The organism is Stutzerimonas degradans (assembly GCF_024448505.1).
GTDB lineage: Bacteria > Pseudomonadota > Gammaproteobacteria > Pseudomonadales > Pseudomonadaceae > Stutzerimonas > Stutzerimonas degradans.
This window is the reverse complement of record NZ_JAMOHV010000011.1, coordinates 78,320-97,811: the sequence shown is the minus strand read 5'-3', so window position 1 is coordinate 97,811 and position 19,492 is coordinate 78,320. Positions and strand designations below refer to the sequence as shown.

Sequence of the window (19,492 nt, the reverse complement as noted above, 5' to 3'; positions counted from 1 at the left end):
GGCTGCGGTGCCATGCACCTTGCCGCTCGGAACGACATCTGGCAAGAACGATGCCGGTGGAAAACAAAAAGCGTTAATTAGCTGGGCGATATACGGTGCGGCCGGCTGTCGGTTTTTTGTTCTGTCGAAAAGTTGTGAATTTTATGAGTAGCACTGTTGGCCGAATAATATTCGAGCGCCATCAATAAATACTGATAGTTTGGGTGGTTAAATTGCCGGCAATAAAAAAGGCAAGAGCCGAAGCTCTTGCCTTTTTACTACCGCTGTCGGCAGCTTTGTCAGCTACTGCGGCCACCGCCGTGGCTGTTCTGGCCACCCTTGCGGCCTGCCTCGGAGGCCTTCTCGCGGTCGTTGGCGAAGTTGCCGCCGCTGTTGTGCCCGCCTTTGCGGCCGGCTTCGGATGCTTTCTCTCGATCGTTGGCGAAGTTGCCCGGGTTGTTATTTGCCATGTCTTTTTCTCCTCAGTTGGATAGAGACTTTGGAAACGGCCAATGAGAGAGATTCATCAGCCTTCATGGTTTCAGAGGACCGGGCTGCGATGGAAGTTTCACTGTTTCAGGAACGGCGGACGAATGGTTTTCCCTATATCGCTCGTGCGTATGGCGCCGTGCAATTACAACGAAACGGTAGTTGCAATTAAAAGGGAACTTCGCCGCGTCAGGCGGCCAGGGCGAGTTGTCGCTGGGCGAGCAGGCGCATGACGTAACCGATCTTCAGGGCGGTGGGGCCGAGGATCACCAGCGCGTGGCAGGTGACCACCAGCGGCAGGCTCAGCCACTGGTCGAACAGATAGGCGCCGCTGACGCCCAGCAGCAGGAGCAGCACGCCGCCGAACATCAGCGCGTTGGCCAGATGGAGCAGGTGTTGCGGGTCCCAGGTGCGTTGAAACATGGTTCACCTCCGTCAAGGCAGGAGAGGGAGCCCGCGCATACGCGGGCTCGGTGGGTTCATTCGAGGGCGCTGGCCGGGCCGAAGAACTCGTAGCGGGTCTGCCGCTCCGGTACGCCGAGTGCTTTCAGCTGGCGCTTGACTGCCGCCATGAAGGGCTTGGGGCCGAGGAAGTAGGCGTCCACATCGCGGTCCGCCGGCAGCCACGCGGCCAGGCGGTCCTCGGTGAGCAGGCCGACGGCGTCGGGCGCGGCGGCTTCGCCTTCGTGTTCGTCATAGCAGTAGAAGTGCCGCAGCTGCGAATGCCGCTCGGCCAGGGCGTCCACGGTGCGACGAAACGCATGCACGCCGGCGTTGCGCGCGCAGTGGATGAAGTGCACTGGGCGCGAGGTGGCCAGTGCCTGTTCGAGCATGGCGAGGGTCGGGGTGATGCCGACGCCACCGCTGATCAGTACCAACGGCTTGTCGCCGGGTTGCAGGGTGAAGTCGCCAGCCGGGGCGAACAGCTCCACTACCGCGCCTTCCTCCAGCGCATGCAGGGCGTTGGAGACTACGCCGCCGGGCTCGCGCTTGACGCTGATGCGGTACTCGCGGCCGTTGCTGGCCGCCGACAGCGAATAGTTGCGGCGCACTTCCTCGCCGTCGATCTGCAGGCGCAGGCCGATGTACTGGCCGGGCAGGAAGTCCATCAGCGCGCCGCCGTCCTCGGGCTGCAGGTGGAACGAGCTGATTTCTTCGCTCTCGGCGACCTTGCGGGCGATGCGGAAACGCCGCGCGCCACGCCAGCCACCGGGTGCCTCGGCCTTGGCCTGGTAGAGCTGCTCCTCGTTGCCGATGAGGATGTCAGCCAGCTGCTGATAGGCGGCGGCCCAGGCATCGATCACCGCATCGGTGGCGATCTCCGCACCGAGTACTTCGCGAATGGCGCGCAGCAGGCAGCCGCCGACAATCGGGTAATGCTCGGGCAGCACCTGCAGCGCCACGTGCTTGTTGATGATCTGGCCGACCAGCGGGCCGAGCGCCTCCAGCCGGTCGATGTGGCGGGCATACATCAGCACGCCGTTGGCCAGCGCGCGCGGCTGCTCGCCGCTGGCCTGGTGGGCCTGGTTGAACAGCGGGCGCACCTCCGGGTGCTCGTTCAGCATCAGGTGGTAGAAATGCGTGGTCAGTGCCTCCCCGCCGCTTTCCAGCAGCGGCACGGTGGCTTTGATCAGGGCAATTTGTTCAGCGCAAAGCATCGAATACTCCTCTGGTGGGAAAGTCGCTGCGTCCGTTGCCTAAGGCAAAGGCGCGACGTTCTACCTAGGTTCTTTCAACAATCGTTCCAGCTCTGGAATTGACTGAAATCAAGGTTTGTAATGCCTGGAAGGTACAAAAAACCTCGGCGTTAGAGGGTTTTTATCACCATTAGGGTCGAGATAACCCTGGAGCGAACCCTCGCGCCCGGCATATGCCCTATGGAAAGAGCCCACCACCACTGCAAGGGAGATCGACATGGAGACTTACCACATCACCCGGGAAGCCAATCGCTGGCTGCTGCGCGAGGAAGGCGACCCACGCGTGCTGATCGAAACTGCCAGCCGCGAAGCGGCGCTCGAGCAGGCCCGTGACTACATGAAACTGCGCACGGCGACGGTGAAGGTCCACGGCAGCGACGGCGAAGTGGAAGAGGAGCGCCATTACCCGCAGGAGCAGAATCCGCGCGCGACCGGCGGCTGAGGCTAGGCGTTCTCGGGTTGCCGGCGAACCCGTCGCGCCGCCAGCGCCACCAGCCAGCAGGCGAGGATGAACGGCATCGTCAGCGGCGGCAGGCCCAACCGATCGAAGGCCAGTCGCGCCAGCACAGCGGCGACGATTGCCAGCAGCGGTGCCCACGCCGAGCGCTGCACCTGGCTTACCGCCAGCGCGGCCAGCGCCGGGTTGTAGCCGGCCAGGCCCGCGAGGATCGGTCCGTGCGCAGCGCCAAACAGCAGGTCGATGCCCAGACCGGCGGCGGAGCCGGCGAGCAGCCAGCGCGCGGCGCGTCGATCGGCTAGCCAGACCGCCACCAGCACCAGCAACCCGGCCAGCGGCTGGTCGAGGAAGATCACCTGGCCGATGCCGGTGGCGATGGCGAACGCCAGCGCCTGCGCATCGATCGGCGCGACTGACGCTGGCGTGCCAGTGGGTGCCGGCAGCAGCGTCAGCACAAGCCAGCCGAGCAGCACGAAGGGTAGGGTGAATCCGGGCAGCCACTGGCGCTCGCGCAGGCCGGCGAGCAGGCGCGTCTGCAGCGGGTCGATGAGCAGCGCAGCGCATGCGATCAACCCCAGCGAAAACGCCGAAAGCCCCAGTTGCAGCACGATCAGCACGCCCAGCAGCGCGCTGTTGTAGCCGTACAGCCCGCAGTCGATATCGGCGCGCGAACGCCCCAGCGCGGCGGCGCCGAAGGTACCGGCGAGCGCCCCGGCCAGCGCGCCGGCCAGCAGCGCCGGCGTGTGCAGCGCGATGGCGAGCGCGATCAGCAGTCCACAGAGCGGATGGGCCTGCAGAAAGATCTGGCTGAAGCCGTTGAGCACGGCGCTGACATGGCGCGGGAGGCGGAGCATCGGAAGCCTGACGGGGGATTGGTGCGGGCGTGCATGCTACAGCGACGCGGCGCCGGCCCCCAGGCCGGCGCGCTGCGCCGGGTGCAGACAGGCGGTCAGGCGAGCGTTTCGATACGCAGCGAATTGGTGGTGCCCGGCTTGCCCAGCGGTACGCCGGCGGTGACCAGCACGGTATCGCCGCTGCCGGCCATTCCGCGGGCGCGGGCCAGCTCCAGCGCCTGGGCGCAGACCTGCTCCATGTCGCGCAGCGGCGCCTCGATCAGCGAGTACACGCCCCAGGCGACGGTCAGCTTGCGCGCCGTGGCCAGGTTCGGCGTCAGGCTGAGGATCGGCGTCGCCGGCCGCTCGCGCGAGGCGCGCAGGCTGGAGGCGCCGGACTCGGTGTAGTTGACCAGCACCGCGACCGGCAGGATGCCGCTGATGCGGCGGATCGCGCAGCTGATCGCATCCGACAGCGTGGCCTCGGCGCTCGGCCGGTGCACGTCGAGCTGCGCCTGGAAGTCCGGGCCGCTTTCCACCTGACGGATGATCTTGCTCATCATGCTTACCGCTTCCAGCGGGTAATCGCCGGAGGCGGTTTCCGCCGACAGCATCACCGCATCGGCGCCCTCGGCCACCGCGTTGGCCACGTCGGTGACTTCGGCACGGGTCGGCGCCGGGGCGAAACGCATGGATTCCAGCATCTGCGTGGCCACCACCACCGGGCGGCCGAGCTGGCGGCAAATGCGCACGATGTTCTTCTGGATGCGCGGCACATTCTCCGCGGGCACCTCCACGCCGAGGTCGCCACGCGCCACCATGATGGCGTCCGACAACCGGGCGATCTCGCGCAGGTGCTGCACGGCCGAGGGCTTCTCGATCTTCGCCATGAGGAACGCACGCTCGCCGATCAGTTCGCGCGCCTCGTGGATGTCCTGCGGGCGCTGCACGAACGACAGCGCCACCCAGTCCACGCCCAGTTCCAGGCCGAAGGCCAGGTCGCGACGGTCCTTGGCGGTCAGCGGCGAGAGTTCCAATACCGCCTCCGGCACATTGACGCCCTTGCGGTCGGACAGCTCGCCGCCGGCCATCACGCGGGTCTCGATGACGTCGTTGTGCTTGGACAGCACGGTCAGGCGCAGGCGGCCGTCGTCGATCAGCAGGGTCATGCCGGGTTCCAGCGCGGCGATGATTTCCGGGTGCGGCAGCATCACGCGGTGCTGGTCGCCCGGCGTCTCGTCCAGGTCCAGGCGGAATTTCTGCCCGCGCTCGAGCTGCACGCGGCCGCCGGCGAAGCGACCGACGCGCAGCTTCGGACCCTGCAGGTCCATGAGGATGCCGATGGCCTGGTTCTGCTCGCGCTCGACCTGGCGAATCCAGTGAAAACGCTCGGCGTGGTCGGCATGCTCGCCGTGGCTGAAGTTCAGACGGAACAGGTTCACCCCGGCGTCCACCAGGGCGCGCACGTCGTCGATGCTGCGCGTGGCGGGGCCGAGGGTGGCGAGAATCTTGACCTTCTTGTCGGGCGTCATGAGCGGATACTCCCTGTGGGCCGCTAGGCAGTGGGCGGCAGAATGAGGATGGCGCGGAAATCGTTGACGTTGGTGCGCGTCGGCCCGGTGACGATCAGGCTGTCCAGCGCGGCGAAGTAGCCGTAGCCGTCGTTGTTGGCCAGCGCATCGGCGGCGCGCAGGCCGAGGGCCTCGGCGCGGGCGAAGCTGTCCGGGGTCATCAGCGCGCCGGCGTTGTCTTCCGAGCCGTCGATGCCGTCGGTGTCGCCGGCCAGCGCGTAAACGTTCGGCAGGCCCTGCAGCGCTTCGGTGAGGCCGAGCAGGAACTCGGCGTTGCGTCCGCCACGGCCGTTGCCGCGCACGGTCACCGTGGTTTCCCCACCGGAGAGAATCACGCAGGGCGCGGCGATCGGCTGGCCGTGCAGCACCACCTGACGGGCGATGCCGGCATGCACCTTCGCCACCTCGCGCGCTTCGCCCTCCAGGTCGCCGAGGATCAGCGGGGTGATACCCGCGGCGCGTGCCACCTCGGCGGCGGCGTCAAGCGACTGCTGCGGCGTGGCGATCAGCTGGAAGTGGCTGCGCGAGAGCATCGGGTCGCCCGGCTTGAGCGTCTCCGAGCGCGGGTCCTCGAGCCAGGCGCGCACGTTGGCCGGCACCTCGATGTGGTAGCGCGCGAGGATTTCCAGCGCCTGCGCCGAGGTGGTCGGGTCGGCCACGGTCGGCCCGGAGGCGATCACCGTGGCCTCGTCGCCGGGCACGTCGGAAATCGCGTAGGTGTACACGCTGGCCGGCCAGCAGGCGCGGGCCAGGCGGCCGCCCTTGATCGCCGAGAGGTGCTTGCGTACGCAGTTCATCTCGCCGATGTGCGCGCCGGAGCGCAACAGCGCCTTGTTGATCGCCTGCTTGTCGGCCAGCGAGATGCCTTCGGCCGGCAGCGCCAGCAGCGAGGAGCCGCCGCCGGAGAGCAGGAAGATCACCCGGTCGCTTTCCTCGAGATTGCTGACCAGCTCCAGCACGCGACGGGCGACGCGCTCGCCGGCGTCGTCCGGCACCGGGTGCGCGGCTTCCACCACCTCGATCTTGCGGCAGTTGGCGCCGTGCTCGTAGCGGGTCACCACCAGTCCGGAAATCTCGCCTTCCCAGACCTGTTCGATGGCTTCGGCCATGGCCGCGGCGGCCTTGCCGGCGCCGATGACGATGGCGCGGCCGCTGCGATCCTCCGGCAGTTGATCGGCCAGCACCTGGCGCGGATGGGCGGCGTCGATGGCACTGTCGAACAGTTGGCGCAGCAGGGTGTGCGGGGCGATGGGCATATGCGGGCTCCTTTTATTTGGGTCTGCGCCGATTCCAGTCCTCAAGGCTCGATAAGGCAAGCACTGAGGGTTGGAATCGACCCGCCCGGCGGTCGGGCCGTGACTCCTTCTGCCGGGCGAATCGAAAGGGTTGCCGTCCGAAGACGGCGGTTGAACCGCGGCGGCGCGAGGTGAGGTCGTGGGGGGACACTGTGATTCCGGCCCCGCGACGCCGTGGTTCAACTCTCGAAGCGCCGCTTCGTCTGACGCTGCGGTGGCCCACCACCCGGGGTTCTGTCTGTCCTGAAGGTGGGTACCGCATGGCCCGACGCAGCGGGCTCGGGAGCTGCTTGATTACTTGCGGATCGAGAAGTTGGCCATGTGCTCCAGCCCCTTGATCAGCGCCGAGTGGTCCCAGCCGCTGCCGCCGATGGCCGCGCAGGTGCTGAACACCTGCTGGGCGTTGGCGGTATTGGGCAGGTTCAGACCCAGTTCACGCGCGCCGTTGAGCGCCAGGTTGAGGTCCTTCTGGTGCAGGCTGATGCGGAAGCCCGGGTCGAAGGTGCCCTTGATCATGCGCTCGCCGTGCACTTCGAGAATCTTCGAGCCGGCGAAACCGCCCATCAGCGCTTCGCGCACCTTGGCTGGGTCGGCGCCGTTCTTGGCAGCGAACAGCAGCGCCTCGGCCACCGCCTGGATGTTCAGCGCGACGATGATCTGGTTGGCCACCTTGGCGGTCTGGCCGTCGCCGTTGCCGCCGACGCGGGTGATGTTCTTGCCCATCGCCTGGAACAGCGGCAGGGCGCGCTCGAAGGCATTCGGGCAGCCGCCGACCATGATCGACAGGGTGGCCGCCTTGGCGCCCACTTCACCGCCGGAGACCGGGGCGTCGAGGTAGGCGGCGCCGGTGGCCTTGATCTTCTCGGCGAACTGCTTGGTGGCGGTCGGCGAGATCGAACTCATGTCGATCACCACCTTGCCGGCGCCGACGCCTTCGGCGACGCCGTTCTCGCGGAACAGCACGTCCTCGACATGCGGGGTGTCCGGCACCATGACGATGATGAACTCGGCTTCCTGGGCGACTTCCTTGGGGTTGGCCAGGGCGACGGCGCCGCCTTCGACCAGCGCGGCCGGAGCGGCGTCGTGGTGAGTGGAAATGAAGATGTCGTGACCGGCTTTCTGCAGGTTGAGTGCCATGGGCAGACCCATGATGCCGGTGCCGATGAATCCGATTTTAGCCATGAGAGTTCTCCTTCAATTCGTTCGGGTCAGATCGCGTTATGCGCTTTCATCCAGCCGAGGCCGGCTTCGGTGGTGGTGGCCGGCTTGTACTCGCAGCCCACCCAGCCCTGGTAGCCGATGCGGTCCAGGTGTTCGAACAGAAAGCGGTAGTTGATCTCGCCGGTGCCCGGCTCGTTGCGGCCGGGGTTGTCGGCCAGCTGTACGTGGTTGATCGCCGCCAGGTTGCTTTCCATGGTCCGGGCCAGGTCACCTTCCATGATCTGCATGTGATAGATGTCGTACTGCAGGAACAGGTTGGGGTGGCCGACCTTGTCGCGAATCTCCAGCGCCTGCGAGGTGTTGTTGAGGAAGAAACGCGGGATGTCGCGGGTGTTGATCATCTCCATCACCAGGCGGACACCGGCCTCTTCGAGCTTCTCGGCGGCGTAGCGCAGGTTCTCGATGAGGGTGATCTCCAGCTTGCCGAGGTCGGCATTCTTCGGCGCGATACCGGCCAGGCAGTTGACCTGGGTATTGCCCAGCACCTTGGCGTAGGCGATGGCCTGATCGACGCCGGCGCGGAATTCCTCGACCCGCTCCGGCAGGATGGCGATGCCGCGCTCGCCACCGGCCCAGTCGCCGGCCGGCAGGTTGAACAGCACCTGGGTCAGGCCGTTGGCGTCCAGCCGGGCCTTGATCTCATCGGCCGCATAGTCGTAGGGGAACAGGTATTCAACGCCGGTAAAACCGGCCTTGGCGGCGGCCTCGAAGCGTTCGAGGAAGTCCTGTTCGGTGAACAGCATCGACAGGTTGGCGGCAAAGCGGGGCATGGTTCTCTCTCCTGATCTGTAGGGATCAAATTCGGTTCTGCATGGCGGCGGTGTGGTGACCGCCCTGGGTGTTGCCTTGCGTGGATATGCTTCGCGATATCCACCCTACGGTTGCACTGTGCTGGCGTGGCGTAGGGTGGATAACGCCGCTTGCGGCTTATCCACCGTGGTGCATAGCTTCAGTCCAGCAATCCAACCGCGGTCGGCGCGTCCTCGCGGCCTTCGGCCAGCGGCTCGAACTCGTTGATGGCGTCGATCTCGGTGCCCATGGCGATGTTGGTCACCCGCTCGAGGATCACCTCGATCACCACCGGCACCTGGTGCTCGGCCATCCAGGCCTGGGCCTGCTCGATGGCCGGGCGCAGGTCTTCCTGCTTGAACACGCGCAGCGCCTTGCAGCCCAGGCCCTCGACCACCGCGACGTGATCGACGCCGTAGCCTTCCATGCCGCTCTGGTCGGCATTGATGTTCTCGAAGCCCAGCTGCACGCAGTAATCCATGTCGAAGCCGCGCTGCGCCTGGCGGATCAGCCCGAGGTAGGCGTTGTTCACCAGGATGTGGATGTACGGCAGCTTGAACTGCGCACCCACGGCCAGCTCCTCGATCATGAACTGGAAGTCGTAGTCGCCCGACAGCGCCACCACCTTGCGCGCCGGGTCCGCGGCAACCACACCGAGCGCCGCCGGAATGGTCCAGCCGAGCGGGCCGGCCTGGCCGCAGTTGATCCAGTGGCGCGGCTTGTAGACGTGCAGGAACTGCGCGGCGGCGATCTGCGACAGACCGATGGTGCTGACGTAGCAGGCGTCCTTGCCGAACGCGTTGTTCATGCACTGGTACACGCGCTGCGGCTTCATCGGCACGCTGTCGAAGTGCGTCTTGCGCAGCATGGTGCGCTTGCGCTCCATGCAGTCGGCGGCCCAGGCGTTGCGGTCCGGCAGCTCGCCGGCGGCCTTGCGCTCTTTCGCCACTTCGACGAACAGCTTCAGTGCGGCGCCGGCATCCGAGGTGATGCCGTAGTCCGGCGAGAACACCCGGCCGATCTGGGTCGGTTCGATATCCACGTGCACGAACTTGCGGTCCTTGGTGTAGACGTCGATCGAGCCGGTGTGGCGGTTGGCCCAGCGGTTGCCGATGCCGAGCACGAAGTCGGACGCCAGCATGTTCGCGTTGCCGTAGCGATGGCTGGTCTGCAGCCCGCACATGCCGGCCATCAGCGGATGGTCATCGGGGATCGAGCCCCAGCCCATCAGCGTCGGGATCACCGGCACGCCGACCGTCTCGGCGAACTCCACCAGCAAGGCTTCGGCGCCGGCGTTGTAGATGCCGCCACCGGCGACGATCAGCGGGCGCTCGGCGGCGCAGAGCATGTCGATGGCTTTCTCGATCTGCTTGCGGGTTGCCGCCGGCTTGTAGACCGAGAGCGGCTCGTAGGTATCGACGTCGAATTCGATCTCGGCCATCTGTACGTCGAACGGCAGGTCGATCAGTACCGGCCCCGGACGACCCGAGCGCATTACGTGGAAGGCCTGCTGGAACACGCGCGGCACCAGCGCCGGCTCGCGCACGGTCACCGCCCACTTGGTAACCGGCTTGGCGATGGACTCGATGTCCACGGCCTGGAAATCTTCTTTGTACAGGCGGGCACGCGGCGCCTGGCCGGTGATGCAGAGGATCGGGATGGAGTCGGCCCAGGCCGAGTAGAGGCCGGTGATCATGTCGGTGCCGGCCGGCCCCGAGGTGCCGATGCACACGCCGATGTTGCCGGCCTTGGTGCGGGTGTAGCCCTCGGCCATGTGCGAGGCGCCCTCGACGTGGCGGGCAAGAATGTGGCGAATGCCGCCATCGGCACGCAGGGCGGAATACAGCGGGTTGATCGCCGCGCCGGGAATGCCGAAGGCGGTGTCGATGCCCTCCTTGCGCAGTACCGCGACGGCGGCGTCGATTGCTCTCATGCGGGCCATTGGTCTTCCTCCTGATTCTTGGAATCTGTTCACGATCTGCTGCGCGTCGGCCCTGCTGCGTTAAAACCAGGCTCGGAATGCTCATTTGCACCAGCAAACTCCGCTTCCTCGCCTGCTTTGATTCGCTGGTGCTCACCCGTCGGGCCAGCCTACGGCTGTTACTCCCGTTGGTCGTTGCGCCTTGCAGGTCTCTAGCTCGCTAGATCGTGGCCTTATTTTTGTTCGATAGTTTTTGTAGGTGGCCCAAGCATGCCGGCCTGGATTCCATGGCGGAATTGGCCGAGACTTCAGTTCTGTCGATATCAGGAGTATCGAATGGACCGTTATACGAGCCTGCGCAGCTTTGTGCTGGTCGCCGACTGCGGCAGCTTCGCCGCCGCTGCGCACAAGGAAAACGTCACGCCGGTGGTGATGGGGCGGCGGCTGGATGCGCTGGAGCGTCATCTGGGCGTGAAGCTGATGCACCGCTCGACGCGCGGCCTGTCGCTGACCGATCTGGGCGAGCAGTACCTGGAGCGTGCACGCGGGTTGCTGAGGGACTTCGACGAGGTGGACGCCAGCATCAGCCATGATCGCAACTCGGTACGTGGGCATCTGGTGGTGTCGGCGCCGGCAGCGTTCGGTCGTCGGCATATCGGCCCGCACGCGCCGGCATTCCAGGCGCGCTACCCGGACCTGCAGCTGTCGTTCAACTTCACCGACAGCGTGGTCGATCTGGTGCGCCACGGTTACGACATGGGCATCCGCATCGGCGAGGTCACCGACCCCAACTACGTGGCGGTCAAGCTGTACCCCAACCGCCGCGTGGTCTGTGGCGCGCCGTACTATTTCGATCGCCAGGGCGTGCCGCGGGTGCTGGAAGACCTGACGCGGCACAATTGCCTGGCCTTCAATTTGCAGGGCGGCCAGCAGCGTGGCTGGACCTTCCTGCGCGACGGCAAGCAGGTGGCGATCCGCGTATCCGGCAATCTCGACTGCAACGACGGCGAACTGCTGTTCGACTGGGTCAAGCAAGGCCTGGGCATCGGCTGGCGCTCGACCTGGGAAATCCAGGCCGAGCTCAAGCGCGGCGAGCTGGTCACGGTACTCGACGAGTACGCGCTGCCGGCCTACGACATCCAGGCGGTGTATCCGCAGCAGCGCTACCTGCCGGCCAAGGTGCGTTTCTTCATCGATTACCTGAAAGGCATCTACAACGCCCCCGGCTACTGGGAAACGCGCTGATCGGCTCAGTTGCCGCGGTAGGTGGAGAAGCCGTAGGGGCTGAGCAGCAGCGGGATGTGATAGTGCTCGACGCTGCCATCGGCTTCGAAGATCACCGGAACTTCCGGGAAAAAGGTGCTGGCGTTGTGTGCGGCGAACCAGTCGCCGGTCTTGAAGGTGACGCGGTAGGTGCCTTTCTCCAGCGCCTTGCCTTCGGGATACAGCGCGGTGATCCGACCCTGCGCGTTGGTCTCGGCGCTGTTGAGCGATTTCCAGGTGTCACCCTGACGCTGCTCCAGAGTGACGCGCACGTCCGGTGACGGCAGGCCGTTTTCCAGATTGAGCACATGCACGCTGAGCGGGTTGCCGGCGGCCAGAGTGAGACCGGACAGGCCGCTGAGCATCAAGCCGGCGGCGATTGAACGTAGTGCTTTCATGGTGTTTTTTCCTTTTCTTCAGTGGGAGGAGGGCAGCAGTTTTTCGATGGCGGCCACGGCGCAGGCCTCGTCGTTCTTGGCACCGCCGGCGCCGGCCACGCCGATGGCACCGATCACCTCGTCGCCGACCTTCAGCGGCACGCCACCGCCGAGCAGCAGCAGTTCGTCCAGGGTGTTGAGGTTGGCCGCATCCGGCGTAGCGGCGGCGCGCTCGGCGAACAGGCGGGTCGGCGTCTTGCTCGACAGCGCGGTGTAGGCCTTGCGCTGGGCGGCGAGGGTGTTGTGCGGGCCGACGTTGTCGTCGCGGCGCAGGGCGACGAGGTTGCCGCCGCGATCGACCACGGCGACCACCGCGGTGCGGTTCTGTGCGTGGCAGGCATCCAGGGTCTGCTGAATCAGACCGTCGGCCAGGGCCAGCGAGACGTTGTGCTGGCTGAGCGGTGCCGGCGGGGCGGCGTGGGCGCCGAAGGCCAGAGTCAGCAATGACAGGGTGGCGGCGATACGCATGGCGGGTTCCTTGGGTGGTTGAGCGTCGGAGCGCATGCTGCCGCCCGGCGACCGTCAGAAACGTTGCCGACGCATTACGCTTTTGTAATGGCTCGCCCTGCGGCGACTGCCTAACCTAGGCGCATTCAACGAGGCGAGCCGATGCGAATTCTGGTGGTGGAAGACGAGGCCAAGACGGCCGATTACCTCAAGCGCGGGCTGGAAGAGTCCGGCTATCGCGTGGAGGTCGCGCGCAACGGCATCGACGGCAAATACCTGATCGAGGAGGAGGCCTTCGATCTGGTCATCCTCGACGTCATGCTGCCGGGGCTCGATGGCTGGCAGCTGGTGCAGGTGGTTCGCCAGCGCTCGGCGCACACGCCGGTGCTGTTCCTCACCGCGCGCGACGCGGTGGAAGACCGAGTGCGCGGGCTGGAGCTGGGCGCCGACGACTACCTGATCAAACCCTTTTCCTACGCCGAGCTGCTGGCGCGGGTGCGCACGCTGCTGCGTCGCGGCCCGCCGCGGGAAGTCGAGCAGTTCCACGTCGCCGACCTGGAGCTGGACCTGCTGCGCCGCCGCGTCACCCGTCAGGGCGAGCGCATCAACCTGACCAACAAGGAGTTCGCCCTGCTGCACCTGCTGCTCAGCCGTCAGGGCGAGGTGCTCTCGCGCGCGCAGATCGCCTCGCAGGTCTGGCAGATGAACTTCGACAGCGACACCAATGTGGTGGACGTGGCGATCCGCCGCCTGCGTGCCAAGGTCGACGATCCCTATCCGCACAAGCTGATCCACACCGTGCGCGGCATGGGTTATGTGCTGGACCCGACGCTATGAGCCGGCTGCCACGCTCGCTGAGTCTGCGCCTGGCGCTGGCCTTCGCGCTGGTCGCAGGGGTGCTGCTCGGTGCCATCGGCCTGTACCTGTACCGCTCGCTGGAGCGCGAGATCGTCTGGCGCGACGACCAGGCGCTGCTCGGCCGGCTGGAGCGCATGCAGGCGCTGCTGGACGACAGCGCCAGCGTCGACGCGCTGCGCCAGCGCCCGCAGCTGTACGAAAACATGCTGGGCAATCGCGACAGCCTGCTCTGGCTGCTCGACGCCCAGGGCCGCGCGCTGATCGAGATCAACCCGCCGCGGCTGGCGCTGCCGCCGCTGGCCGGTAGCGACCAGCCGTTGTTGCGGGATATCGGCGCGGCGCGGCTGGCCTGGCGCCGGCTGCCGGGCGAAGCCGGCCTGACGCTGGTGGCCGGGCGCCTGCTGGCCGAGCGCGAACAGATGCTCGCCGCCTACTGGCTGCGGCTCTGGCTGGCGCTGGGCGTCGGCGCGCTGCTGGCCTCGCTGCTCGGCTGGGCGATCAGCCGGCGTGCGCTACGTCCGGTACGCCGGCTCACCGAACAGGCGTTGCGCATCGACGTGCAGAACCTGCATCGCCGCCTCGAAGGCGATGCCATGCCGGCCGAGCTGGAGCCGCTGCGCGCCGCGCTGAACCAGATGCTGGCGCGGCTGGAGCAGGGCTTCGCACGGCTGTCGCGCTTCAGCGAGGACCTCGCCCACGAGATGCGCACGCCGCTGGGTAACCTCATGGGGCAGACCCAGCAGCACCTGAGCCGGCCGCGCAGCGAGGAGGCGTACCGGGCGCTGCTGGAGTCCAGCCAGGAAGAGTACGAACGGCTGGCGCGGATGATCGACAACATGCTGTTCCTCGCCCGCGCCGAGCAGCCGGCGACGATGATCGAGCGCCACCCGCTGGCGCTGCCGGAGCTGGTCGGGCAGCTGTGCGAGTACTTCGAAGGGGTCGCCGAGGAACGCGGCATCCAGCTGCTCGACGAGAGCGAAGGCACGCTGATGGCCGATGCCGAGCTGGTGCGTCGCGCGCTGGCCAACCTGATCGCCAACGCGCTGCGCTATGCCGATGCCGGCAGCGCGGTGCGCATCCTCAGCGGCCACGAGGATGGCTGGCGCTGCGTCAGCGTGGTCAATCAGGGTGCGCCGATCGCCGAGGCGCACTGGCCGCGGCTGTTCGACCGCTTCTACCGCTGCGATCCAGCGCGCGCCGAGCCCGGCGATTCCGGGGGGCTGGGGCTGGCCATCGTGCGTTCGATCATGCAGCTGCATGGCGGCGAAGTGCAGGTGCACAGCGATGCGCAGGCCACGCGGTTCACGCTGCGTTTTCCGGCGCTGGATGCTGGCGGGCAATGACGCCTGGCGTGCGGTGCGGTCACAGCTAAGGTGAAGACTGCACGCATGACGACGAGGCCCGCCGTGGATCAGCTGAAAATCGCCACCTTCAACATCAACGGCATCCGCGCGCGGCTGCCCAACCTGCTGGAATGGCTCGCGCGCGAGCAGCCCGACGTGGTCTGCCTGCAGGAACTCAAGGCGCAGGACGCCGACTTTCCCCTCGACGACATCCGCGCCGCCGGCTATGGCGCGATCTGGCACGGGCAGAAATCCTGGAACGGCGTGGCGATCCTTGCGCGCGGCGCCGAGCCGCTGGAAATCCGCCGCAGCCTGCCGGGTGACCCGGACGACAGCCACAGCCGCTACCTCGAAGCGGCGGTGCACGGTGTGATCGTCGCCTGCCTCTACCTGCCCAACGGCAATCCGCAGCCCGGGCCGAAGTTCGACTACAAGCTGGCCTGGTTCGAGCGGCTGATCGAGCACGCCGCCGGATTGCTCGCCAGCGGCCACCCGGTGGTGCTGGCCGGCGACTACAACGTGGTGCCGACCGACGCCGACATCTACAACCCGCGCTCCTGGCGCAAGGACGCGTTACTGCAGCCGGAAAGCCGCGACTGCTACGCGCGGCTGCTGGCGCAAGGCTGGACCGATGCGCTACGCGCGCGCTACCCCGATGAACCGGTGTTCACCTTCTGGGACTACTTTCGCCAGCACTGGCAGAAGAACTCCGGCCTGCGCATCGACCACCTGCTGCTCAGCCCGGACCTCGCGCCGCGCTTGCGCGACGCCGGCGTGGATCGCTGGGTTCGCGGGCAGGAACACGCCAGCGACCATGCGCCCGCGTGGGTGCTGCTGGATGCCTCCGGGCGGTCCGGCTGAACCTTTTTTCCGGCCCGGCAGTCGACCCTACTGAGGCCGGGCAGCGCGCGTTCCGGCCATTTCAGTCGATCCCGAGGAGAGAGAAATGGATACGAAAGACACGATTTCGGTGCTCAACGACCTGATCGAAACCAGCAAGGACGGCGAAAAGGGCTTCATGGAGTGTGCCGAGGATCTGCGCGATCCGCAGCTCAAGAGCACCATGAGCCAGCGCGCCCGCGACTGCGCCACGGCCGCGGCGGAACTGCAGCAGATGGTGCGCTCGCTGGGCGGCGACCCGGAAACCACCACCAGCATGGCGGCCGACATGCACCGGCGCTGGGTCGATCTCAAGTCGATGATCACCGGCAAGGACGACGAGGCGATCCTCAATGAATGCGAGCGCGGCGAAGACGTCGCGGTGAAGAGCTATCGCAAGGCGCTGGAGAAGGACCTGCCGGCCGAGGTACGGCTGGTGGTGGAGCGCCAGTACCAGGGCGTGCTGCGCAATCACGACCAGGTCAAGGCGCTGCGCGACGCCGCGCGCGCGCGCAGCTAAGCGACGCCCGAGCCGGAAGCTCCGTGCGAGCTTCCGGTTTTCCCTGCCCGCAGGCCTTTCTCAGCTCAGAACAGCACCTTCGCCACATCGGCGAAACGCCGGGCGAAGTGCACCGTCAGACCTTCCCTCAGATAGTCCGGCAGTTCCTCGAAGTCGCCACGGTTGGCTTCCGGCAGGATCAGCTCGAAGATCTTCTGCCGCCGCGCGGCAATCACCTTCTCGCGCACACCGCCGATGGGCAGCACCTGCCCGGTCAACGTCAGCTCGCCGGTCATCGCCACGCCTTTCTTCGGTGGCTGGTTACGCGCCAGCGACAGCAGCGCGCTGGCCATGGTGATGCCGGCGCTGGGGCCGTCCTTGGGCGTCGCACCTTCGGGTACGTGCAGGTGCACGAAGGCCTGGTCGAAGAACGTCGGATCGCCCTTGAACTGCTTGAGGTGCGAGCTGACGTAGCTGTAGGCGATCTCCGCCGATTCCTTCATCACCTCGCCGAGCTGGCCGGTGAGCTTGAAGCCGCGATTGAGCGTATGGATGCGCGTCGCCTCGATCGGCAGGGTGGCGCCGCCCATGCTGGTCCAGGCCAGCCCGGTGATCACGCCGACGCCGGAAAGCACCTGCTCGCTGCGGAACACCGGCTTGCCGAGGTAATGCTCAAGGTCCTTCGGGACGATCTTCAGCGTGGCCTGCGGGTCTTCCAGCAGCTGGACCACCGCCTTGCGCACCACCTTGCCGAGCTGTTTCTCCAGCTGGCGCACGCCCGCCTCGCGCGCATAACCCTCGATCACCGCCTTGAGGGCGCTGTCGCTGATGGCCAGGCGCTCTTTCGGCACGCCGGTCTTGTCCAGTAGCTTGGGCCACAGGTGGCGCTTGGCGATCGCCAGCTTTTCCTCGGCGATGTAGCCGGACAGGCGGATCACCTCCATGCGGTCGAGCAGCGGGCCGGGGATCGAATCCAGCGTGTTGGCCGTGCAGACGAACAGCACCTTGGACAGGTCCAGGCGCAGGTCCAGGTAGTGGTCGAGGAATTCGACGTTCTGCTCTGGGTCCAGCGTTTCCAGCAGCGCCGAGGCCGGGTCGCCCTGGTAGCTGGCACCGAGCTTGTCGATCTCGTCGAGCATGATCACCGGGTTCATCACCTCGACTTCCTTCAGCGCCTGCACCAGCTTGCCGGGCAGGGCGCCGATGTAGGTGCGGCGGTGGCCCTTGATCTCTGCCTCGTCGCGCATGCCGCCGACCGAGAAACGATAGAACGGCCGCCCCAGCGACTCGGCGATGGACTTGCCGATGCTGGTCTTGCCCACGCCCGGCGGGCCGACCAGCAGCACGATGGAGCCGGCGATCTCGCCCTTGAAGGCGCCGACGGCGAGAAACTCGATGATCCGCTGCTTGATGTCGTCCATGCCGGCGTGGTGCTTGTCGAGCACCTTGCGCGCACGCTTGAGGTCGAGCTTGTCCTGACCGTGCACGCCCCAGGGCAGCGCGGTGGCCCAGTCCAGGTAGTTGCGGGTGACGGCGTATTCCGGCGAACCGGTTTCGAGGATCGACAGCTTGTTCAGCTCCTCGTCGATGCGCTTCTGCGCGGCTGGCGGCACCACTTTGCCTTCCAGGCGGGCGCGGAACTCGTCAGCGTCGGCGCTCTTGTCGTCCTTGGTGATGCCCAGCTCGCGCTGGATGATCTTCAGCTGTTCCTTGAGGAAGAACTCGCGCTGGCGCTCGCCGATCTTGCGATTCACCTCGCCGGTCAGCTCCTTCTGCAGCTTCGCCACCTCGACCTCGCGGCGCAGCAGCGGCAGCACCTTCTCCATGCGCTTGAGCACCGGCACGCAGTCGAGCACCTCCTGCAATTCCGTGCCGGGCGCGGTGGTCAGCGCGGCGGCGAAGTCGGTCAAGGGCGACGGGTCGTTGGGGCTGAAGCGGTTGAGGTAGTTCTTCAGCTCTTCGCTGTACAGCGGGTTGAGCGGCAGCAGCTCCTTGATAGCGTTGATCAGTGCCATGCCGTAGGCCTTCACCTCGTCACGCGGGTCGGCGTCGCTCTTGGGGTAGTCGACCTCCACCAGATACGGCGGCTTGCGCCGCAGCCAGCCACGGATGCGTACGCGCGCCAGACCCTGGGCGACGAACTGCAGCTTGCCGCCCTCCTGGGTGGCGTGGTGCACGCGCACCATGGTGCCGTGCTCGGGCAGGCTGGCGGGGTCGAAGGTGGCCATATCCAGCACCGGCGAGTCGACGAAGAACAGCGCCACGCGCTGGTGCGGCGTCTTGGCCACGCGCGCCAGGGTCTCGGCCCAGGGGTCTTCGTTGACGATCACCGGCAGCACCTGCGCCGGGAAGAACGGCCGGTTATGCACCGGAATGATGTAGAGCTTGTCCGGCTGCTGCTGGTCCGGCAGCACCAGACCGTTGGAGGAAATGAATTCCTGCTCGAGATGATCCTGATTGACGTCGTCGTTCATGCGGCACCCGTTGCGATTACTTGCGGGATACATGGTGGCCGTCCGGCCGATTTCAATCCCGCCGGCCGGGGCTGGGCGGCGTCCGCCGGCTTCGGGTAGAGTGCCGCATGCCGTTTGCGTCACCTTGCGGTCGCGAACGAGCGCGCCGGGCGCCCGACGCAACGGCGCCCGGCGCATCGGCGCCCGCTTCAGGTACTCGTCATGCTCAACGCCCGTTTGCTTCGCCTGGATGACCAGATTCACCAGCACGCCCACGACTATCACCAGCTGGTGCTGTCGCTGGCGGGCCGCGCCGAATTCGAGGTGGATGGTTCGGGCGGCGAGGTCTGCCGGATGCGCGCCTGCCTGGTGCCGGGCGACGCCGATCACGGCTTTGCCGGCATGGGCGACAACCGCATGCTGATCATCGATCTGGACGAGCAGGACGCCTGCCTAGATGACCCCGCGTTGCTCGCCCGGCTGTTCGAGGCGCCGCGCTACCCGGCGCTGGATGCCGATTTCCAGAATCTCCTGGCTTACGCCGGTGCCGAGCTGGCGCGCTATGGCAGCGATCCGTTGCTGGCACGTGCGCTTGGCGGCGTGCTGCTGCGCGCGCTGCACCTGCGCCTGTTCGGCGAAGCGCCGCAGCGCCCGAGCGGGCCGCTGGATTTGCAGCGGCTGGATGCGCACATCCAGGACAACCTGGCGCGACGCATCACGGTGGCCGAGCTGGCGCAGGTGGCCTGCCTGAGCCCCAGCCACTTCCACGTGCAGTTCAAGGACAGCGTCGGCCTCACGCCGCACCAGTATCTGCTCAAGAGCCGTCTCGACCGCGCCGCGCGGCTGCTGCGTGAATCGCCACTGCCGCTGGTGCGCATCGCCGAGGAGTGCGGTTTTTCCAGCCAGAGCGCACTGACCACCGCGACGCGCCGCTACCTCGGCCTGACCCCGCGCAAGCTGCGCCAGACCGACGACTGATCCCCACGCCGCGCCCGCTTTGCGCCCTTGCGGCCTGGCCGCTGGCGAAGCGCGCGCCAGTGTGCGGCGCCTTCGTGACGCTG

19 protein-coding genes are annotated in these 19,492 nt (G+C 66.7%); 7 read left to right on the top strand and 12 right to left on the bottom strand.

The features are described from left to right. Positions 1 to 278: 278 nt before the first annotated feature. The 3 genes from NAV27_RS14635 to hmpA all read right to left on the bottom strand — a co-directional run bounded on the left by NAV27_RS14635 (position 279) and on the right by hmpA (position 2,126). Positions 279 to 449 carry a con-10 family general stress protein gene (locus NAV27_RS14635; RefSeq protein ID WP_003290130.1) on the bottom strand — a complete coding sequence of 57 codons (171 nt, stop codon included), beginning with the start codon at positions 447 to 449 and terminating at the stop codon, positions 279 to 281. 208 nt (positions 450 to 657) lie between these two features. Continuing rightward, a complete protein-coding gene (locus NAV27_RS14630; protein ID WP_102828734.1) occupies positions 658 to 891 on the bottom strand; it encodes a hypothetical protein in 234 nt (77 codons plus the stop codon). A 56-nt stretch (positions 892 to 947) separates the two neighbouring features. Next, positions 948 to 2,126 carry an NO-inducible flavohemoprotein gene (gene hmpA, locus NAV27_RS14625; protein WP_102828735.1) on the bottom strand — a complete coding sequence of 393 codons (1,179 nt, stop codon included), beginning with the start codon at positions 2,124 to 2,126 and terminating at the stop codon, positions 948 to 950. Positions 2,127 to 2,382: 256 nt separating this feature from the next. On the opposite strand from hmpA, the gene NAV27_RS14620 reads away from it, so the two are divergent. Further along, the gene (locus tag NAV27_RS14620; RefSeq protein WP_102828736.1) at positions 2,383 to 2,607 is read left to right on the top strand and encodes a DUF2188 domain-containing protein; all 225 of its coding nucleotides are present in this window, start codon (positions 2,383 to 2,385) and stop codon (positions 2,605 to 2,607) included. A 2-nt stretch (positions 2,608 to 2,609) separates the two neighbouring features. Here the strand turns inward: NAV27_RS14620 and NAV27_RS14615 are convergent, their stop codons facing one another. The 6 genes from NAV27_RS14615 to gcl form a co-directional block, all read right to left on the bottom strand. Further along, positions 2,610 to 3,476, bottom strand: coding sequence for an urea transporter (locus NAV27_RS14615; protein ID WP_102828737.1), 867 nt, complete (start codon positions 3,474 to 3,476; stop codon positions 2,610 to 2,612). Positions 3,477 to 3,571: 95 nt separating this feature from the next. After that, positions 3,572 to 4,987 (bottom strand): pyruvate kinase, encoded by a 1,416-nt coding sequence (pyk, locus tag NAV27_RS14610; protein WP_102828738.1) that lies wholly within the window; start codon positions 4,985 to 4,987, stop codon positions 3,572 to 3,574. A gap of 23 nt (positions 4,988 to 5,010) precedes the next feature. After that, positions 5,011 to 6,282: a glycerate kinase type-2 family protein gene (locus NAV27_RS14605; protein ID WP_102828739.1), complete on the bottom strand. Its 1,272-nt coding sequence runs from the start codon at positions 6,280 to 6,282 to the stop codon at positions 5,011 to 5,013. A gap of 333 nt (positions 6,283 to 6,615) precedes the next feature. Beyond that, complete coding sequence (locus tag NAV27_RS14600) at positions 6,616 to 7,503, bottom strand: 2-hydroxy-3-oxopropionate reductase (RefSeq protein ID WP_008567699.1); 888 nt, start codon at positions 7,501 to 7,503, stop codon at positions 6,616 to 6,618. 26 nt (positions 7,504 to 7,529) lie between these two features. After that, on the bottom strand, positions 7,530 to 8,312 hold the full coding sequence (gene hyi, locus NAV27_RS14595; protein ID WP_102828740.1) for a hydroxypyruvate isomerase: 783 nt from the start codon (positions 8,310 to 8,312) through the stop codon (positions 7,530 to 7,532). 179 nt (positions 8,313 to 8,491) lie between these two features. Further along, positions 8,492 to 10,273 carry a glyoxylate carboligase gene (gene gcl, locus NAV27_RS14590; protein WP_102828741.1) on the bottom strand — a complete coding sequence of 594 codons (1,782 nt, stop codon included), beginning with the start codon at positions 10,271 to 10,273 and terminating at the stop codon, positions 8,492 to 8,494. Positions 10,274 to 10,588: 315 nt separating this feature from the next. On the opposite strand from gcl, the gene NAV27_RS14585 reads away from it, so the two are divergent. After that, positions 10,589 to 11,497 carry a LysR family transcriptional regulator gene (locus NAV27_RS14585; RefSeq protein WP_008567695.1) on the top strand — a complete coding sequence of 303 codons (909 nt, stop codon included), beginning with the start codon at positions 10,589 to 10,591 and terminating at the stop codon, positions 11,495 to 11,497. Positions 11,498 to 11,502: 5 nt separating this feature from the next. On the opposite strand, the gene uraH is transcribed toward NAV27_RS14585, so the two are convergent. Then, positions 11,503 to 11,913, bottom strand: coding sequence for a hydroxyisourate hydrolase (gene uraH / locus NAV27_RS14580; RefSeq protein WP_043297546.1), 411 nt, complete (start codon positions 11,911 to 11,913; stop codon positions 11,503 to 11,505). An 18-nt stretch (positions 11,914 to 11,931) separates the two neighbouring features. After that, positions 11,932 to 12,420, bottom strand: coding sequence for a GlcG/HbpS family heme-binding protein (locus tag NAV27_RS14575; RefSeq protein ID WP_054095004.1), 489 nt, complete (start codon positions 12,418 to 12,420; stop codon positions 11,932 to 11,934). Between the two features lie 141 nt (positions 12,421 to 12,561). Between NAV27_RS14575 and NAV27_RS14570 the strand changes: the two genes are divergently transcribed. The 4 genes from NAV27_RS14570 to NAV27_RS14555 all read left to right on the top strand — a co-directional run bounded on the left by NAV27_RS14570 (position 12,562) and on the right by NAV27_RS14555 (position 15,999). Further along, positions 12,562 to 13,236 carry a heavy metal response regulator transcription factor gene (locus NAV27_RS14570; RefSeq protein WP_102828742.1) on the top strand — a complete coding sequence of 225 codons (675 nt, stop codon included), beginning with the start codon at positions 12,562 to 12,564 and terminating at the stop codon, positions 13,234 to 13,236. Beyond that, positions 13,233 to 14,600, top strand: a complete 1,368-nt coding sequence (locus NAV27_RS14565) for a heavy metal sensor histidine kinase (protein ID WP_102828743.1) — start codon at positions 13,233 to 13,235, stop codon at positions 14,598 to 14,600. Before NAV27_RS14570 ends, NAV27_RS14565 begins: the two co-directional genes overlap by 4 nt. Before the next feature lie 63 nt (positions 14,601 to 14,663). Then, positions 14,664 to 15,461 carry an exodeoxyribonuclease III gene (gene xth, locus NAV27_RS14560; RefSeq protein ID WP_102828744.1) on the top strand — a complete coding sequence of 266 codons (798 nt, stop codon included), beginning with the start codon at positions 14,664 to 14,666 and terminating at the stop codon, positions 15,459 to 15,461. A gap of 85 nt (positions 15,462 to 15,546) precedes the next feature. Further along, on the top strand, positions 15,547 to 15,999 hold the full coding sequence (locus NAV27_RS14555) for a PA2169 family four-helix-bundle protein (protein ID WP_102828745.1): 453 nt from the start codon (positions 15,547 to 15,549) through the stop codon (positions 15,997 to 15,999). Between the two features lie 65 nt (positions 16,000 to 16,064). Here NAV27_RS14555 and lon read toward each other — a convergent pair whose 3' ends face one another. After that, the gene (gene lon, locus NAV27_RS14550) at positions 16,065 to 18,452 is read right to left on the bottom strand and encodes an endopeptidase La (protein WP_102828746.1); all 2,388 of its coding nucleotides are present in this window, start codon (positions 18,450 to 18,452) and stop codon (positions 16,065 to 16,067) included. Between the two features lie 201 nt (positions 18,453 to 18,653). Between lon and NAV27_RS14545 the strand changes: the two genes are divergently transcribed. Next, complete coding sequence (locus NAV27_RS14545; protein WP_003290113.1) at positions 18,654 to 19,409, top strand: AraC family transcriptional regulator; 756 nt, start codon at positions 18,654 to 18,656, stop codon at positions 19,407 to 19,409. Positions 19,410 to 19,492: the final 83 nt, after the last annotated feature.